Below are 17146 nucleotides of genomic sequence, written 5' to 3' on the forward strand. Positions count from 1 at the left end.
ATTGTGAGAAAAGACGTTAGATTAGCTAATAAAGTTAGAGCAGAAAAAAGAGCTCACAAATTAGCAAAAGAAAGAGCACGTGATTTAAGAAGAGAAGCAAGAAAAGCACAAGCGGAATCACAATAATAATGTTAAACATATAAAGGTCTTCTTTATATGTTTTTTATTATTTTTTATAAAAAATAATCTGTCCATTTTTAAATTCAAAACACAAGATAAATATTTTTAATATAATTTATATTGCTAACAATTTATTTTTTAAGGAAAAATGATATGCATGAGAAAAAAACTTTTAAATATTTAGTTTTATGCGGATTAGGTTTAACAATGCCTGCTACTTTTATTATTTCAGCATCTTGTCAACACAAGGATGATTCGACTGAAAAATATTTATATTGAAATAAAAAAGTTGAACTAATAAACAATTTATCGCTAGTTAAAACCGAAACTAAGAAAAATGAATTTAATGAAGAATTTTTACTTCTAGAAAGTTTAGAAGAAACAAACGATTTTAAAAAAAATATTGAATTTATCGAAACTTTAGATAATAAAGTTAAAGCGCAAATTGCTTTAGAAAAAAATGAATCACCAACACCTCAACCTGAAGATCCAAATACAGAGCCAGAACCAGATCCTAATAATGGTAAGGCTGTAACTACAAATCATGGTTATAAAATTGAATACGATAGTTCAGATGATTTTTATAGTTCATTAGATGGACTAAGTGGAGATAGATTAAGAGAACAGTTATTTACTATTCAAAAAAACAATAGAGGTAAAACTGGTTCTTATGATGATTTACATCGAACATACCGTGATGCATTTGTTGACAAATATTATGAAAATGATGGAACAGTTTTAGATTTATATACAGAAATCATTGGTGGAAAAGATAAGTACACTTTTGAATTTGGAAAATATAGAGATCAAGGAAATTCTGAAGGTCAAGGTATGAATCGTGAACATATTATTGCCCAGTCATGATTTAGAAAACAAGCACCAATGAGAAATGATGCTCACCATGTTTGACCATCAGATAAAAAAGTAAATGCTATTCATGGGAATTTTCCTTACGGTGAAACTAAAAATGGAAGAATTGTTTCAAGCAATGGTTCAAAATTAGGCGTCGGTGTTGAAGATAATCAACAAGTATTTGAAGTAATTGATGAATTTAAGGGTGATATTGCTAGAGTATTTTTCTACTTTGTATTAACTTATGGCGATAAAAATATTAATAATAATCATTCTTCTAACAGAGTTTTTGTAAGACAAAATGGAAAATATACAATCAATAATTCATATTTAAAAACATATTTAAAATGACATAAGATGGATGGTATTTCTCAATTTGATATTGACAGAAATAATGGAATTTACAAACATCAACATAATAGAAATCCATTTACAGATTATCCTGAATTAATAAAAGTAATTTTTGAAAACGACAATAATTATGTTTTTCAAAATAAAGGTATCGCTAAGAAATTAGTAAAAATTAATTAATAAAAAGAAGTATAAAAATGAAAAAATATATTAAATATCAACAAAATAAAAGAGAATTTGATGAAATGATTCAACATATAGCTAATTTATGTAGAATTCCATCAATTAGCATCGAACAAGAAAATGATGAAAAATATCCTTTTAGTAAAAATGTTGATGATGCTTTAGAATATGCATTAAAACTAGCAAAAGATTTTGGATTTGAAACATATAAAGATTCAAAAAATAGATATGGATATGCCCAAATTGGAAATGGGTCTAAAATTCTAGGCATTTTAGCACACCTTGATGTTGTTCCTGCCGGTGATGAGAATCAATGAAAAACTAGTGCCTTTGTTCCAGTAATTACTGAAAATGAAATAATCGGTAGAGGTTCATTAGACGATAAGGGCCCTGCAATTATCAACCTTTATGCTATGAAGTATATTTTAGATAATAACTTAATTCATAAAGATTGAACAATTCGTTTAGTTTTCGGTATTTCTGAAGAAACAACAATGAAATCAATGAAATATTACTTAAATGATTTTGGCCATCCCTTTGTTTCTTATACACCTGATGGCGAATGACCTTTAATTTTTGCAGAAAAATTAATTTACCAAGCAAATCTTATTTTTAATAAAATAGAAGGTTTAAAAATTAATGCAGGTGATGTAGCTAACCAAATACCTGATAAGATTAATTATCAATTCAATAATAATGATTTTCTTGTTTTAGGAAAAGGTGGCCATGGTTCAACACCTGAAAAAGGTGATAATGCAATAATAAAAGCTTTATTAGAATTAAGTAAAAATTATCCAGACTTAAAAAATCAAGATTTAATTAAATTTATTGAAAATAATTTAGCAAATAAAGACTATACACTAAAAAACATTTTCAAAGATTTCGATGATTTTTCAGGTAAACTATCAGCCAATTTAGGTATTATAAGAACTTTCGATAATAAGCACGTTGTAACATTTGATTTTAGAGTACCAGCGACAAGAAGCATTGAAGAGGTTACAAAAGCAATAAATTCATATTTAGATGTTAATTTACCTAACGTAAAATTAGAAATAGTAGGAACTAAGAATTCAATGTTTATGGATCCAGATAGCAAATTAATAAAACTATTAATGGAAACATATAATGAAGGCATGCAAATTGAAGAAAAACCTTTAGCAATTGGTGGGGGTACATACGCGCGTATTGTAAAAAACTGTGTCGCTTTTGGTTCAACAAAATATATGCACTTAATGCATGGTCCTAATGAATACTTTACTTTTAAAGAAATTAAAGAATCTTTAGAAATATATATTAATGCCTTAAACAGAATGCAAGATGAACTATAATGAAAATAAGAATTGAAAAAGTTATTAGTCAATTTTTAGATGTTTCAAGAAATGATTGCAAAAAAATTCTTAAAGACGGTCGCGTTTTTTTAAACGATAAAGTAATTTTAAAACCTGTTGTAATTGATTTAGATAAAGACAAGCTAACAATAGATGGTGAAAAAATTATATACAAAGACAAACAATACTTTATTTTTAATAAACCTTCTGGTTATGTAGTGGCGAATTATGACTCAAAAAACGAAACTATTTTTGATATTATCAACTTAGATCCAAAAAGATTTTTTGCTTATGGAAGATTAGATAAGGATACCGAAGGTTTATTGATTATTAGTAACGATGGTAAAATAGGTCATCAAATTATGAACTCTAAATTTGAAATACCTAAAAAATATTATTTTGAAGTTGATAAAGAATTTGATATAAAAATAAAATCCCATTATCCTAAACCTATAACCATTTCAAATAATTATGTTGTTAAAAAATATAACTTTAAATTTCTTAACAAAAATTGTGGTCTTATAACCATCTACGAAGGTAAATTTCATCAAGTAAAAGAAATGCTCGAGTTTTTCGGATATAAGATTATTTATTTAAAAAGAATTTCAATTGGCAACTTAAAATTAGATGAAAATTTAGAATTAGGCCAATTAAGAGAAATTGATTTTAATGAAATTAATAAGATATTTTAATATAGAAAAAAGTAAGCGCGCGCTTACTTTCTTTAATCCTCGCTAAATGAAGAATTATACATTTTTTCATAAAAACCTTTTTTAGCTAAAAGTTCTTTATGTGTTCCTGATTCAATAATTTTGCCTTCATTGACTACTAAAATTTGGTCTGCATTTAGAATTGTTGAAAGACGGTGAGCGATAATAAATGATGTTTTATCTTTCATTAGTTCATTCATTGCTTTTTGAACAATTTTTTCAGTTCTGGTGTCAATGTTTGATGTTGCCTCATCAAGTATTAAAATATTTTTATTAGCCAAAATCGCTCTTGTAATAGCTAATAACTGTCTTTCACCTTGCGAAAAGTTAGCTCCGCCCTCTTCAACTATCTCATCATAACCATTTTCTAATTTTTCAATAAATTCATGCGCTTTAGAGATATGACATGCTTCTATTATTTGATCTTTTGTTGCATTGATATTAGCGTATCTTAAATTTTCAATAATAGTAGCTTTGAATAAGAATGTATCTTGTAAAACTATTGATATTTGATCTCTTCAAGATTTTTCATTAATTTGTGTTATATCATAATCATCGATTTTAATTGTTCCACTATTAGGTAAATAAAATTTACTTAATAAGTTAATTATTGTTGTTTTTCCGGCTCCAGTAGGACCTACAATTGCAAAGATTTGACCTTTTTTAGCTTTAAAATTAGCATTTTTAAGTTGTAAATTATTTTCATCATTAGTATATGAAAAATTGACATTTTCAAAACTAATTTCTCCTTTGATTTCTTTGTCAATTAAACCTAATTTATCTTCATCAACTAAAGGTTTAAGATTAATTAAATTAAATAATCTGACAGAAGAAACAGACATAATTTGTACTTGCGCGATATTTTCAAAAACCCCTGTTACGTTATTTGCCATTATTCTTATATATAAAACAAATGCCATAATAATACCAGGTGTAAAGGTTGTATTTGAACCCGTTCCAATATTTGCTTCCGCAAATGCGGCTGCTATAATAACGATTATTAATTGAAGTAAGTTAATAACAACATTACCATAAGGCCAGATAACACCAGTATAAATCGATGCTTTTAATGATGATTTATAAAGTTTATTATTCTTTTTATCAAATGCCTCATTAATTGCTTCGCCATAGTTTAAAGATTTAATTAAATGATGCGCTGCAAGATTTTCTTCAATAAATCCGTTTAGATCTGCAATTTGTTTTTGTTGTTTTTGAAACTGTGGCATTGCTTTTTTCATAAAAAAGAATATTAACGATAGAAACAATGGAAATAACACGATTGTAATTAAAGTTAAGTATGCTGAATAATAAAACATAAATCCAAATGAAAAGATTGTTGTTGCAACAGTAATAATAATTGTATTAAAATTACCAGCTAATCCGTTAGCCAAATTATCAACATCGTTAGTTAAAATTGACATTAACTCACCTGTATTTAATGATTCAAAAAATGATACAGGCATTTTCATTAAAGATTTATAAGCATCATGTCGAATTATAGCAGAAGATAACACACCAGATTCAACTGAAAGTTTATTAGATAAAAAAGAAAATATTTGTTGAAAAATATAAATTGTAATTAATAAGAAGAAATAACCTAAAAATTTAAATTCATCAAAATTTTCTTGTAACGTTGTTGGGTTTGTTCCAAATAAGAAATCATAAGTTAAGAAATTATCCATTATGTAACCAAGTAAAAAGGTTCCGGCAGATAAACAGGCCGCAGATAATATTGCGAAAGTAATGATTCAGAAAAGCATTCCTTTTTTATAGTTTAAATACCCCATTAATTTTTTAAAGCTATCTCACTTAAGTTGTTTTTGTTGTTTCATTATTGCTTTTTTCTGTTCTTTTGTTAAATTAGGATCATAGATCTTTTTAAATGGGTCTAAATTATGCATCTTCTCCTCCTAATTGTGTTTTAGCTATTTCGGAATATAAAGAACATTTTTCAATTAAATCATTATGTTTACCTTGGGCAATAATCTTTCCATTATCAATAACTAAAATATTATCAGCATCCATAATTGAAGAAATTTTTTGCGCAATAATGATTGTGACAAACTTTCTTTCCGAAGCATTCTTTCTTAAATTTCTTTTAATTTTAAGTTCTGTATTTGCATCTAGTGCAGAAGTAGAATCATCTAAAATTAAAATTTTTGGTTTTTTAATTAATCCTTGAGCAATTGAAAGTCTTTGCTTTTGTCCTCCAGATAAATTTGAACCCTTAGCTAAAATTTCTGAATTTAAATTATCTTTCATTTTATAAACAAAATCATAAGCGCAAGCATTTTGAATACTTTCAATTAATTCTTCTTCGCTAGCATCTGGTTTTGCCATTAATAAATTTGATTTAATAGTTCCACTTAATAATAAAGGTTTTTGATAAACATGAGAAATTGAATTTCTTATTGATAAGGTATCTATTTCTCTTATATCATTACCATCTATTTTTAAAGAACCATAAGTTGGTTTAAAGTCTAAACTAAGTAATTTGGCAATAGTGCTTTTCCCTGAACCCGTTGGCCCAATGATACCTATAATTTCACCCGGTTTTGCCTCAAAATTAATATCTTCTAAAACATTTTTTTCTGAATCATTGTAGTATCTAAAAGAAACGTCGCTAAATTTAACATGTCCTTCGGTAATTTTGTTATCAGAAATTATAAAATCAATATCTGGTTTTTTAGCAAAAATTTCATTTACTTTTCTTGAAGAAACTACTGATCTTACTAAAGTAAAAATTATAAAAGTAGACATAATCACACCAATAGTAATATACATTACATAATTAGTAAAAGTAGCAGCATTTGAAATAATTTCTTTATATTCAGATATGTCATGCACATTTTTCTTAGCTATATAACCGGTTGCAAGTAAAACTAATGCCGTAATTATATTTGCGAAAAGGTTAACAAATGCAAATGCTAGGTTATAAGAATTTCAAGATCTTTTTGATAATTTTGTTCAAAGCTTATTTTTATCCTCAAATTTTTCATTTTGTAAAGATTCGAGGTTATAAGATTTAATAACTTTTACCCCCAAAATACTTTCTTGTGATTCATTATTAAGTTTTTCATACATTTTTTGTTCTTTAGAAAAAAGGGGGCCAATTATTGCTCCTGCTATAATCATTGTTAACATTAAAATTGGAACTAGAATTCCTAAAGTAATTGACAATTGCATATCAGTTAATAATGAAAATACAAGTCCAAAAATTAAATTAAATGGGCCAATAATGGTTAATCTTAAGGAAACATTGATACCCATTTGAATTCTGCTCATATCTATTGTAAATCTTGTTAGAATTTTAGAATGTGTAAAATCTTCAATATCTTTTTCAGAAAGTTTTCCTAAGTGTTCTCAAAGTTTTTGTCTTATTTGTTTAGTTCCTAAGTTTGCTATATAGGAAGCTAACAATGAAGCACTTAAAGTTGCTATTGTACCAACTAGTAATGCAATAGCAAAATAAATAGAAAAATAGGTCAATGCTTCATTAATTGTTCCGGTTACTTTGAACATTTTTAGGATAGTAACATCAACATAATCCGGTATTGGTAAATGTGAATTAGCTACCATAAAAGCTCTTTGAGCAATTAACGAAGATATCTGCCCAATAAAAATCGGAATAAACAAAAAAGCTATAACTTGAATAGTGGTTAAAAATATTGTTAAAATTGATAAATATTTTAACTTTTTAGCCATATATTTATATAGTTTAAACATTTTTACTCCTTTACTAATAATTGCAATTATACTCTAAATAATTAAATTTCTTTGACCAATTATAATAATAAAAAAATAAGGTTTTTTTATAAAAAGTAAGTCTTATTTTAATATTAATTATAAATGAATAGCCTCATTGGCAATAAATTGTTCTTCTTCTGCCCTAATTACATAAATAGGGATAGAACTGGTATCATCTGAAATTATTTTATAATCACCAAAATCCCTTCCTTGGTTTTTGTTTTCATCTATTTTTAGATTTATTAAGTTTACTTTTTTGATAACTTCAGCACGAATATTACTATCATTTTCTCCAACGCCCGCTGTAAAAACGATTGCATCAACTTTTTCTTTAATTCTATTTAAATATAAAACTAAATAATCAGCAATTTTTTGAGTATATAAATCAAGCGCAAATTGAGCTTGCTCATTTTCGTGTTTAACTTTTTGAACATCTCTTATATCTGAAGAAACTTGAGAAACACCCAGCATTCCCGATTGTTCATTTAGAATTTTAAAAATTTCTTCTAATTTTAAATTAGTATGTTTAAGAATATAAGGAATAATTGAAGCATCAATATCACCTGATCTAGTTCCCATCATAACGCCCGCCAAGGGGGTAAATCCCATGCTAGTATCAATTGATTGACTATTTTGAATAGCACATAAACTAGCACCATTACCTATATGCAGACTAACAATATTCACTTTTTCTTTATTAAATAATTCTTGACATTTTTGAGTTATGTAGTGATGATTTAAACCATGAAATCCATATTTACGAATATTTAACTCTTCACTTAATTTTTGGTTTATTGGATAAGAATATGCTAACTTAGGTAAAGTTTGATGAAATGAAGTGTCAAAATGCATTGACATTTTTGCGTGTGGTAATAATGTTTTAAATGCTTCAATTGCTTCAATAGCACCAGGATTATGAACAGGTGCTAAATCAATTGATTCTTTTAAAAAGTTAATTTTTTCTTCATCTACTAATGTTGTTTCTTGCAGATGTGGGCCGCCATTCACTATTCTAAAAGCAACTTTTTCAATTTCATCAAAATCATGAATAATATGAAATTCTTCTCATTTTTTAACCAATTGTTTAACAGTTTCTAAAAATGAAGGAAGTGGCATATGAAAATCTTCATTTTTGCCTTGATAATTAAAAGATAAAATTCCTTCAGCCATTTTAATTCTTTGAGCAACACCTTTTGCTTCCACGTGCAGCTCATGATTAAATAAAGTTCATTTAATTGAACTAGAACCCGCATTAATAACTAATATTTTGTTCATTCTAATATACTCCTAAAATTAATTTTAAAAATTATATTATAAATAGTTAATATATCAAAATTTTATTAAATGAAAGTTTTCTAATTATTAAAAAAGAAATAAAAAAAGCAACGACCTATCTTCCCTTACGGTATTGTCGGCACGGAAGGTCTTAACTGCTGAGTTCGGAATGGAATCAGGTGGGCCCCTTCGTTATGGTTGCTGTACGTATTATTATATACTAAAATTTTTTTTATTTAAATTTTTTTTATTTTTTTGTTTCTAAAATTTAAAACATTGGCGTTCCAGTTATTTCTGTTTTTGTAAAAATACATATTTTAATAATTAATCAACTGTTCTTACATAAAAATTATATGCTAAAAAACAACTTTGTAAAAGCTTAAGTGTTTCTAAATTATATATTTTGATCTTCAAACATTTTTGAGGCGAAAGTTTGAATTTTTAAGTCTTTATAATTACGATTTAAAGAATTAATTTCGTTTTGCATTTTTAAAACAAATTCATCAATTAAAGCATATTTTCTATTAACCCCCTTTTGGTATAAATTGTCTAATAAATTTATGACAATTTTCAATAGAACCTTTTTCAAAAGAGCAATAAGGATGACAAACGTAAATATCAATTTTGTTATCAATAGTATTTAATTTAACATTTTCAGATCCGTTGTCCATTGTTATACTCTTAATTTTTAATTTGTTTTCTTTAATAATGGTTTTTAGTCCATTTGCCATTGAATCAGAGTTTCTTTTAAAAATTAAAAATATGGCATTCCAGTATACGTAAGTAATCTGGCGCCATATTTTTAATTTTTATCAATTTTCATTTTTTATCCAAAAAAACGTCCTATTTTAAGTTAAAAAAAGACATTTTTTGCACTTTCGCCAAAACTCCTCAATAAAAGTTCTTTTTTTTTTTTTTTTTAATTTTATTAGTTAAAATTAATTGGCAATATTTTTGAAAAAAATATATTTTGCAAAATACAACAGATAAACACATAATTTGAGAGGTAAAATTGAAAAAATCAAGAAAATTAGTAATTGGTTTAACATTCTTAACAGCAGCAGCTACAGCAGCGCTAGCTACCACAGTTGTTGGAATTTTGAAAGACCAAAATTTACCCCTAGAAAATAAGTTAGAACTTTCAAAAAAGAAATTCGGGGAAAAAGTAAATGAGACTAAGGAATTATTAGATAAACTATTAGATCCTAAATATAAAGATATTAGAAAAAAATTACAAGATGCACTAGATGAAACAAATAAAAATTTAACTAAAGATAGCAAAGCAGAAGATTATGATAAACAAATAGAAAATTTAAGCAAAGATATCGAAGAAGTCAAAAAAGATAAACAACAAATTGACATTAATGATGGTTCTTTAGATAAATCAAAAAAAGAATATGAAGAAGCTAAAAAATCTGCAGAAGATTTATCATCTAAATTAACAGATGACAAATATAAGATTGTTAAAGATAAATTGGACAAAGATATTGCTGAAGCAACAAAAAATATCAATGAAAATAGTTCAAAAGAAGATTACGAACTAGCAACTGAAAAATTAAATAAAGCAATTGACGTTGCTAATAATGAAAAAACCGTGATAGATAATTCAAATGAAACTTTAGAAGATGCAATTAATAACTTTAATAATAAACTTACTGAAGCAACAAATTCAGCTTGAGAATTATATGATCCTGAATTTATTTTAGAATGACAGGAATTACAAAAACTTATTGATGAAATTGAAGATGAAGTTGTAAACGCTTCTGAAGAAGCTAAAAAACAAAAAGAACTTTATCAAACAGGAACTGCCAAGTTAAATGAAGTTATTGAAAAAGCAAAATCTTTAAAACTACAAAGAGATTTTGAATATCAAGAATTTGATAAATTATTAGAAAAACTAAATGGTTTAATTGCAAAAGTTGATAATAAGCCATACTTAACAAATTTAAAAACTAAACTTGAAAATTATAAAGCTAATAATTTTAGTGATAAAAATAAATTAGAGTATACTAGATTACCTATTTCTGAATTAAAAAATAAAATTTGAACACTAAAAGAAGCTGTTAATAGTTGAGAATCTCGTATTATTGGATTATTGCCTTATGTTGCTCCATATGAAAATAAACATAATGAAGCGCAAGCTCTAGCTTTTGAATTAGAATCTAAACCTGAATATAGTCATATTAAAGGCACATTAAATCAAAAAATTTCTGAAGCAACAGATTTAGTTATAAAAAACCCAACTCATGAATCATTCCAAAATGCAATTCAAATCTTGAATGATGCTATTTCATTAGCAAAAAAAGATAAAAAAACTAAAGACCGTGAATTAGTTGAATTAGAAATTGCAAAAAATGCATATAAAGCTAAAAAAGCAGAAACAGAAGAGCTTATTGAAGAATTAAGCACTGATACTATATACCTAAATGCAGAATACCAATTTCAAGTTACTTGGAGTAAATTACGTGAACTATTAAACAACATTGATTCTGGACTAAATGATATTTCAACCAAAACTGATTATGAAAATGCAACAACTAGTTTGGAAAATGCTATTCAAGAAGCTAAACAAGCAATGCGTGAATTCAAAATCCTAAAGCAAAGTTTAGATGAAGCTAAAGATGCTTATAAATCACAATTGAAAAAAGCTGAAGATTTATCAAACGAACTTAATAAACCTAAATATGAAGAAATTAAAGCAGAATTAGATCAAAAGATTAATAAAATTAAAAATGGTATAACTGATACATCAAATAAGAATGATTACCATGATGCTACTTGAAAATTAGAAGATTTAGTTGAAAAAATAAAAGAAAAAGCTGAATCTAAAAAAAATGAATTAGACAAATTAGGAGCTGCTAGAGATCTTTATGAACAACAATTAAATCAAACATTGCAATATAAAAAACAAATTGCTAGTGATTTAAAATACTCTTTTCTTTCTGTTCAATTAGAAAATGAGATTAATAGAATTCAAACTTCTACTAATTTAGAAAACATTTCATCTCTAGAAAAAGGAGCTGATGATTTATATAGTTTGTTATCAAAAACAAGAATTGAAACTTTCAATAGAGATAATTTATGACAACAATTATTAAAGGAAAAAGCTTTATTGGAAACATTAAAATCAAATGTTGAAGGTAAAAATCATTTAAATAGTTTAAAAGATAAAATTAATACTAAACTTAATGAACTATTTCCTAATAATGAATTAACAAAACAAGGCCAAGCTAACAATCATGATTTAGAACTAACTATTATTGAACTTGCTAGTAGTGTAAAAAGCATTAAAGAAGAATTTGAAACAATTAATAAACTAGCAAATGAATATAATGCCCTTGAAATAAAAGTAGATCGACTTTTAGAACTACTAAGTCAAAGAGATATTTATAAAAAATTAAAAGAAAAAATTAGAGGTTAAAAAAGACGAAGCAGAAAATTATGTTAAGGATTGATCCGGTTTAAGAGCTGCTCTAGAAATTTTATTAGGTGCTTATGAAGAAGTTTCAAAACAAAAGTATTATCTTGATAATTCAACTTATTCGTATGAAACTAGATTAGAAGAAGCTAATATTATGGTTAATCATTTAATTGAACCAAAATATTCTGATATTAAAGAAGAACTAAAAAATAAAATTGAGAAAATAATAAATGAAGTCTCCGATGCTTTGGCTGAAGCTAAAACAGCAGAATTTTGAAATCAAAAAGCTTCTGCATTGTATAATGCTAGACTACATGCACAAAATGCTCGTAATAAAATTGATAATTTAATTAGTGAAGCAAGATATAAATATGAAGCAGTCAAACAAAATGTTAATGATTATATTCAAAAACAGCTTAACCGACCTGAATATTCGCGAATAAAAAACGAATTACAAAGTAAAATTGACAAAATAGAAGCTGAAGTAATTTCTTCAGCAGCTACCAGAGAATTACTTCTTCAAAAAGCGGCGGAATTAAATCAATGATTACTCAGTGCAGAAACCGAAAGGGCATTAACATCCTATAAATCAGGGAATTAATCTACTTCTAGATAAACAATACAAAGATAATTTAATAAAAGTTAAAGAATTATAATGAACCCCAAAAGTTGGACCAAGTAATTTGGAAAAACTTTTGGGGTTCATTATATTCCAATGGAACTTTTTTCTTTTTTTTAATTAATATAAAAAATTCAAGTTCCACATCTAAATTTTACTTTAAATGTGTTGCACTTGAATTTTTAATTTAAGAATATAGGATGACCTATATTTTATTTTGCGTTTTTCATTGAACGCATTACATTTCTAATTTGTGCTTCTGAAGCTTTACGTCCCATTTGTTGGAACATAACTCTTATCATTTTTTCATTAATAGGTGGGTTTTCTCTTAATTGCTTTTCAAACTTCTTTTTAGTAATAAAGATGGCTGCAATAGCACCTATAACTGCAAATAATAAGGGTAAAATAACTAATAAAACAATTCCTCATGTAGGCATATTTATTTTCCTCTCTTTACAAATTTTTTAACTATTAACAATATAATGATAGGTATAACTAGAAGAATTAAAATACTTAAAAAGAAAACTTTTGCTCAAAACTTATGTGCAGCCGATCTTTCTTTTGATAATTCTGTATAATTCATTACTTCATTCCCAAAAAACATTTGGATATCTACCATTCTCTTTTTACGATGAATAGTGCCGATAATGAATAAAAATAATACCATTAGCATTATACCACAAAGAATATAAACAACAAGGTCTGGATTAGAGAATGTATCATGAATTCATTTTTTAAAATTTAAAACTTTTCATTCTACATCTTTTAGAGCTCAAAATATTAAAGTAAATAATCCAACATAAAACAAAATAGCAACAACTAATCATGTTCTTCTAACTTGTTTTCTCATTAATTTTTCATATAAAGAAATAACAAAGGGTGGCGTAAAAGTAATTCCTTCACTCAGTTGTTCACGATAATACTCAACGGATTTTTTGATTCCATTTAGTTCAATAGCATCCATTATGAATAAAACTAAAGATATAACTCCAAATAAAACCGGGGCAATATATCATCCTCAAGGAATTTTTGTTACACCTTCAGTTAAGAAATTACTGAATAAAGTCGGATAGAAGGCAAAAAGTAAGGATAATGTTAATGAAGCAATTAAAGTTAAAGAAAAAATTATCAAATTAAAACTTTTAATGTTCTTCTCACTTCGAAATACTTTATAAATTCCATTAGGAATTATTCCTTCAGGATCTAATGTTTTTCTAATTTTTGAACTTATTGACTTGGTTTTAATTTCAATATCAGACATATTGTTTGTAACCATTGTTTTTTCTTCAATTTGTTTGACATTTTGTCCTTCACTTGTAATAAGTGGTTTAATATCCATGAAACACCTCCTTTTATTTTTTATTATTTGAATTGTCGGTTTTTAAGATTGCTAAGAATGCCTCTTGGGGAACCTCAACACTACCTATTTGTTTCATACGTTTTTTACCTTCTTTTTGTTTTTTAAGAAGTTTTTGACGTCTAGTAACATCGCCACCATATAATTTAGCAGTAACGTCTTTTCGATATGCTTTAATTGTTTCCCTTGCTATAATTTTACCGCCAATTGCTGCTTGTATTGGAATTTCGAAGTTTTTTCTTGGAACTACCTCTTTTAATTTTTCAGCTAGTTCACGACTTTTGTTATAAGCAAAATCACGATGTGCTATTAAAGCAAGTGCATCAATTTTTTCACCATTAAGCATAATATCAACTTTTACTAAGTCACTTTCTCTTAAGCCAATATGTTCATAATCAAATGAAGCGTAATCTTTTGAATAACTTTTCATTAAATCAAAAAAGTCGAAAATTGTTTCATTTAGTGGCAATTCATAAATAAGTCTGCGACGTTTATCATCTAAGTATTCTATATCAATATATTTACCACGTTTAGATTGACATAATTCCATAATTGGGCCAATATATTCTTCAGATAGCATGATTGAAGCACGAATATATGGTTCTTCAATTGTTTTAATAAGGCTTCGGTCAGGAAATAATGAAGGATTAGTAATATATTCAACTTCTCCATTTGTTAATGTTATAACAAATTCGACAGATGGGGCAGTCGCTAATATATCCAAATTAAATTCTCTTTCTAATCTTTCTTGTAAAACGTCCATATGAAGCAAGCCTAAAAAACCAATTCTAAATCCAAAACCTAAAGCTTTAGAAGTTTCCGGCTCTCAAACAATAGATGAATCAGATAAACTAATTTTCTCAAGAGCATCTTTTAATGCATTATAATCTCTAGTGTCAACTGGATAAAACCCGGTGTAAACAACAGGCTTCATTTTTTTATAACCAGGCAACGGAAATGCTACTTGATTATTAAGTAATGTTATTGTATCTCCAACTGCTACGTCCCTTACATCCCTGATAGATGCAGCAATTCATCCAACCTCTCCAGCAGATAATTTTTCTCTTTTTTCTTCTTGCGGATTTTTTACCCCAAGTTCAGTAACAGTATAGGTTTTTTTAGTTTGCATAAAGTAAATTTCATCACCAACTTTAACCTCACCATTAAATATACGTGTATAAATAACAACTCCGCGATAATTATCAAAGTAACTATCAAAAATTAAACCTTCTAAAGGTTTATTTGGATCTGCTTCTTTAGGGCTTGGAATTCTTTTGATAATTGCTTCAATCACCTGATCTATATTTATTCCAGTTTTTGCTGAAATTAAAATTGCATCAGATGCGTCTATGCCAATAATATGCTCAATTTCTTGTTTTACACGATCAGGATCTGAACTAACTAAATCTATTTTATTAATAACAGGAATAATTTCAAGATTATTTTCAATTGCTAAATAAACATTAGCTAATGTTTGGGCTTGAATTCCTTGTGTAGCATCTACTAATAAAAGCGCGCCTTCACAAGCAGCTAAACTTCTACTTACTTCATATGTAAAGTCAACATGCCCCGGTGTATCAATTAAGTGAAAAATATAGTCTTTATACTTAATTTGAACGGCGTTTAATTTTATTGTTATTCCTCTTTCTTGTTCAAGGTCCATTGAGTCTAAAATTTGAGGTTTAGATTCACGTTTAGTAATTGTTTGCGTAAATTCTAAAATACGATCGGCTAATGTGCTTTTACCATGATCAATGTGAGCAATTATTGCAAAATTTCTAATTTTTGGATTTGTCATATTTTTATAATTATATTTATAAAATATAATTTTTTATAAATATTTTTTAATCTCTTTTTAATATTAATCTTATATAATACTTTTATGCTTTATGTTTTATACAATTCTTTATCTAAAAGTGGAAAAAATCAAAACAAAATTTATAATATTGTTTCTTTAGCAGTCAAAAACATTAATGATCCAATCTTAAATGTTTTAGACATGGTTAAAATAAAAAATTACAAAAAATTTTTAGAAAAAATTAATAATGAAGACAAAATTGTAATTATTGGTGGCGATGGAACTTTAACTCACGTCACTAATATATTACGTCTAATTAAAAATAATCCCGAAATATATGCTTATAAAGCTGGAACAGGAAATGATTTTTTAAGAAATATTTCTGTTAATAAAAATGTAATAAAAGTTGCACAAAATCTTTATAAAATCAATTCTTTTATTAAAAACTTACCAATTATTAAATCTAATAATTTAGAAAGAAGTTTTTTAAATGGCGTAGGATTTGGAGTTGATGCATTAATTGCAAAAACTACAAATGAGAAAAAAGGTAATAATGAAAAAGCTTCATTTTTTAAAGTGGCAATTGATTCATTGAAGAAATATAAGAAATTACAAAATATTAAAATAACAGTTGATGGAAAAGAATACATTTATAATAATGTGTATTTAGTATCTATTATGAATGGCCCTTATTATGGTAAAGGTATGAAAATAGCACCAAAGGCAAATTTATTATCTGATAAACTGTGCGTGATTGTTATTCATAGTATGAAACTTGCCAAACTTTTAGCTGCTTTTGCTTTAGTTTATAGTGGGCTACATACGAAAATAAAGAATGTTGAACAGTTGTTTGGTAGAGAAATAAAAATAGAAAATATACCGAGCAATTTTTCACAAATAGATGGCGAAATTTTTGAAACAGGGAAAGTTATAGAATTCAAAAAATAAGTTATAGATTTAAAAAAATATTTGGAAGTTCCCAAATATTTTTTTAAACTTATCTTCGTGATGCAATAGTAATTAAAATTGCGCTGAAAAAAATCAATAATGAAATAATTATTCCAGCTATTGAAAGCCCTTTTTTTAGAATTGTAGTTTGGCGATTTAAAAAACCGACAATACTAAAAATAAAACCTAATAATGCAAGAAAAAAAGCAAGTATAAAGCCTGAAACTGATCAAGGGTTTGCTTCTTTTTTTCAATTTCATTAGTAGAATTATTGCTATTTACGTGGTTGTTTTTTAATGTTGTATCTTTATTAAGAGATTACAAAATTGTGAATCTTTTTCAACATCAATTAAATTTGCAGCACAGTATGGACAAAATGAAACACTATTGTCATAAACTTTTTTGCATTTTTCACAAAATTTCATATTAATTTTTAC

Annotated in this window: 15 protein-coding genes and 1 rRNA gene; 7 read left to right on the forward strand and 9 right to left on the reverse strand. The window is 26.5% G+C overall.

What is annotated here, in order from left to right; translation table 4 throughout:
* The first annotated feature begins 3 nt into the window (after positions 1–3).
* The 4 genes from EXC38_RS03610 (at position 4) to EXC38_RS02190 (ending at position 3526) form a co-directional block, all read left to right on the forward strand.
* Positions 4–126 carry a hypothetical protein gene (locus EXC38_RS03610; protein ID WP_268812632.1) on the forward strand — a complete coding sequence of 41 codons (123 nt, stop codon included), beginning with the start codon at positions 4–6 and terminating at the stop codon, positions 124–126.
* Between the two features lie 147 nt (positions 127–273).
* A complete protein-coding gene (locus EXC38_RS02180; RefSeq protein WP_223213795.1) occupies positions 274–1503 on the forward strand; it encodes an endonuclease in 1230 nt (409 codons plus the stop codon).
* Positions 1504–1520: 17 nt separating this feature from the next.
* Entirely contained in the window at positions 1521–2834 is a 1314-nt protein-coding gene (locus tag EXC38_RS02185; protein WP_129694648.1) for a M20/M25/M40 family metallo-hydrolase, read from the forward strand.
* Positions 2834–3526, forward strand: coding sequence for a pseudouridine synthase (locus EXC38_RS02190; protein ID WP_129694649.1), 693 nt, complete (start codon positions 2834–2836; stop codon positions 3524–3526). The genes EXC38_RS02185 and EXC38_RS02190 overlap by 1 nt, the downstream gene beginning before the upstream one ends.
* A gap of 32 nt (positions 3527–3558) precedes the next feature.
* On the opposite strand, the gene EXC38_RS02195 is transcribed toward EXC38_RS02190, so the two are convergent.
* From EXC38_RS02195 to EXC38_RS02220, 6 genes are all read right to left on the reverse strand, one after another.
* Positions 3559–5445: an ABC transporter ATP-binding protein gene (locus EXC38_RS02195; protein ID WP_004416858.1), complete on the reverse strand. Its 1887-nt coding sequence runs from the start codon at positions 5443–5445 to the stop codon at positions 3559–3561.
* Entirely contained in the window at positions 5438–7270 is a 1833-nt protein-coding gene (locus tag EXC38_RS02200; protein WP_129694650.1) for an ABC transporter ATP-binding protein, read from the reverse strand. The genes EXC38_RS02195 and EXC38_RS02200 overlap by 8 nt, the downstream gene beginning before the upstream one ends.
* Positions 7271–7387: 117 nt before the next feature.
* A complete protein-coding gene (locus EXC38_RS02205) occupies positions 7388–8566 on the reverse strand; it encodes an acetate/propionate family kinase (protein WP_129694651.1) in 1179 nt (392 codons plus the stop codon).
* Between the two features lie 102 nt (positions 8567–8668).
* A 5S ribosomal RNA gene (rrf, locus tag EXC38_RS02210) occupies positions 8669–8772 on the reverse strand.
* Positions 8773–8960: 188 nt separating this feature from the next.
* Positions 8961–9140, reverse strand: a complete 180-nt coding sequence (locus EXC38_RS02215; protein ID WP_129694652.1) for a hypothetical protein — start codon at positions 9138–9140, stop codon at positions 8961–8963.
* The gene (locus EXC38_RS02220) at positions 9091–9297 is read right to left on the reverse strand and encodes a hypothetical protein (RefSeq protein ID WP_040543619.1); all 207 of its coding nucleotides are present in this window, start codon (positions 9295–9297) and stop codon (positions 9091–9093) included. Before EXC38_RS02220 ends, EXC38_RS02215 begins: the two co-directional genes overlap by 50 nt.
* A gap of 281 nt (positions 9298–9578) precedes the next feature.
* Between EXC38_RS02220 and EXC38_RS02225 the strand changes: the two genes are divergently transcribed.
* Both EXC38_RS02225 and EXC38_RS02230 read left to right on the forward strand, forming a co-directional pair.
* Complete coding sequence (locus tag EXC38_RS02225; protein WP_220096542.1) at positions 9579–11987, forward strand: coiled-coil domain-containing protein; 2409 nt, start codon at positions 9579–9581, stop codon at positions 11985–11987.
* 154 nt (positions 11988–12141) lie between these two features.
* Complete coding sequence (locus tag EXC38_RS02230; RefSeq protein ID WP_129694653.1) at positions 12142–12588, forward strand: hypothetical protein; 447 nt, start codon at positions 12142–12144, stop codon at positions 12586–12588.
* A 230-nt stretch (positions 12589–12818) separates the two neighbouring features.
* Here EXC38_RS02230 and EXC38_RS02235 read toward each other — a convergent pair whose 3' ends face one another.
* Genes EXC38_RS02235 through lepA form a run of 3 tightly spaced genes read right to left on the reverse strand, consistent with a single transcriptional unit; the run spans position 12819 to position 15761 of the window.
* Positions 12819–13043, reverse strand: coding sequence for a YneF family protein (locus tag EXC38_RS02235; protein ID WP_004416848.1), 225 nt, complete (start codon positions 13041–13043; stop codon positions 12819–12821).
* A gap of 2 nt (positions 13044–13045) precedes the next feature.
* The gene (locus EXC38_RS02240; RefSeq protein WP_129694654.1) at positions 13046–13945 is read right to left on the reverse strand and encodes an MSC_0882 family membrane protein; all 900 of its coding nucleotides are present in this window, start codon (positions 13943–13945) and stop codon (positions 13046–13048) included.
* 13 nt (positions 13946–13958) lie between these two features.
* On the reverse strand, positions 13959–15761 hold the full coding sequence (lepA, locus tag EXC38_RS02245; RefSeq protein ID WP_129694655.1) for a translation elongation factor 4: 1803 nt from the start codon (positions 15759–15761) through the stop codon (positions 13959–13961).
* Between the two features lie 84 nt (positions 15762–15845).
* On the opposite strand from lepA, the gene EXC38_RS02250 reads away from it, so the two are divergent.
* Positions 15846–16709 carry a diacylglycerol/lipid kinase family protein gene (locus tag EXC38_RS02250; RefSeq protein ID WP_129694656.1) on the forward strand — a complete coding sequence of 288 codons (864 nt, stop codon included), beginning with the start codon at positions 15846–15848 and terminating at the stop codon, positions 16707–16709.
* Positions 16710–17146: the final 437 nt, after the last annotated feature.

The organism is Mycoplasmopsis arginini, from assembly GCF_900660725.1.
Classification (GTDB): Bacteria; Bacillota_I; Bacilli_A; order Mycoplasmatales; family Metamycoplasmataceae; genus Metamycoplasma; species Metamycoplasma arginini.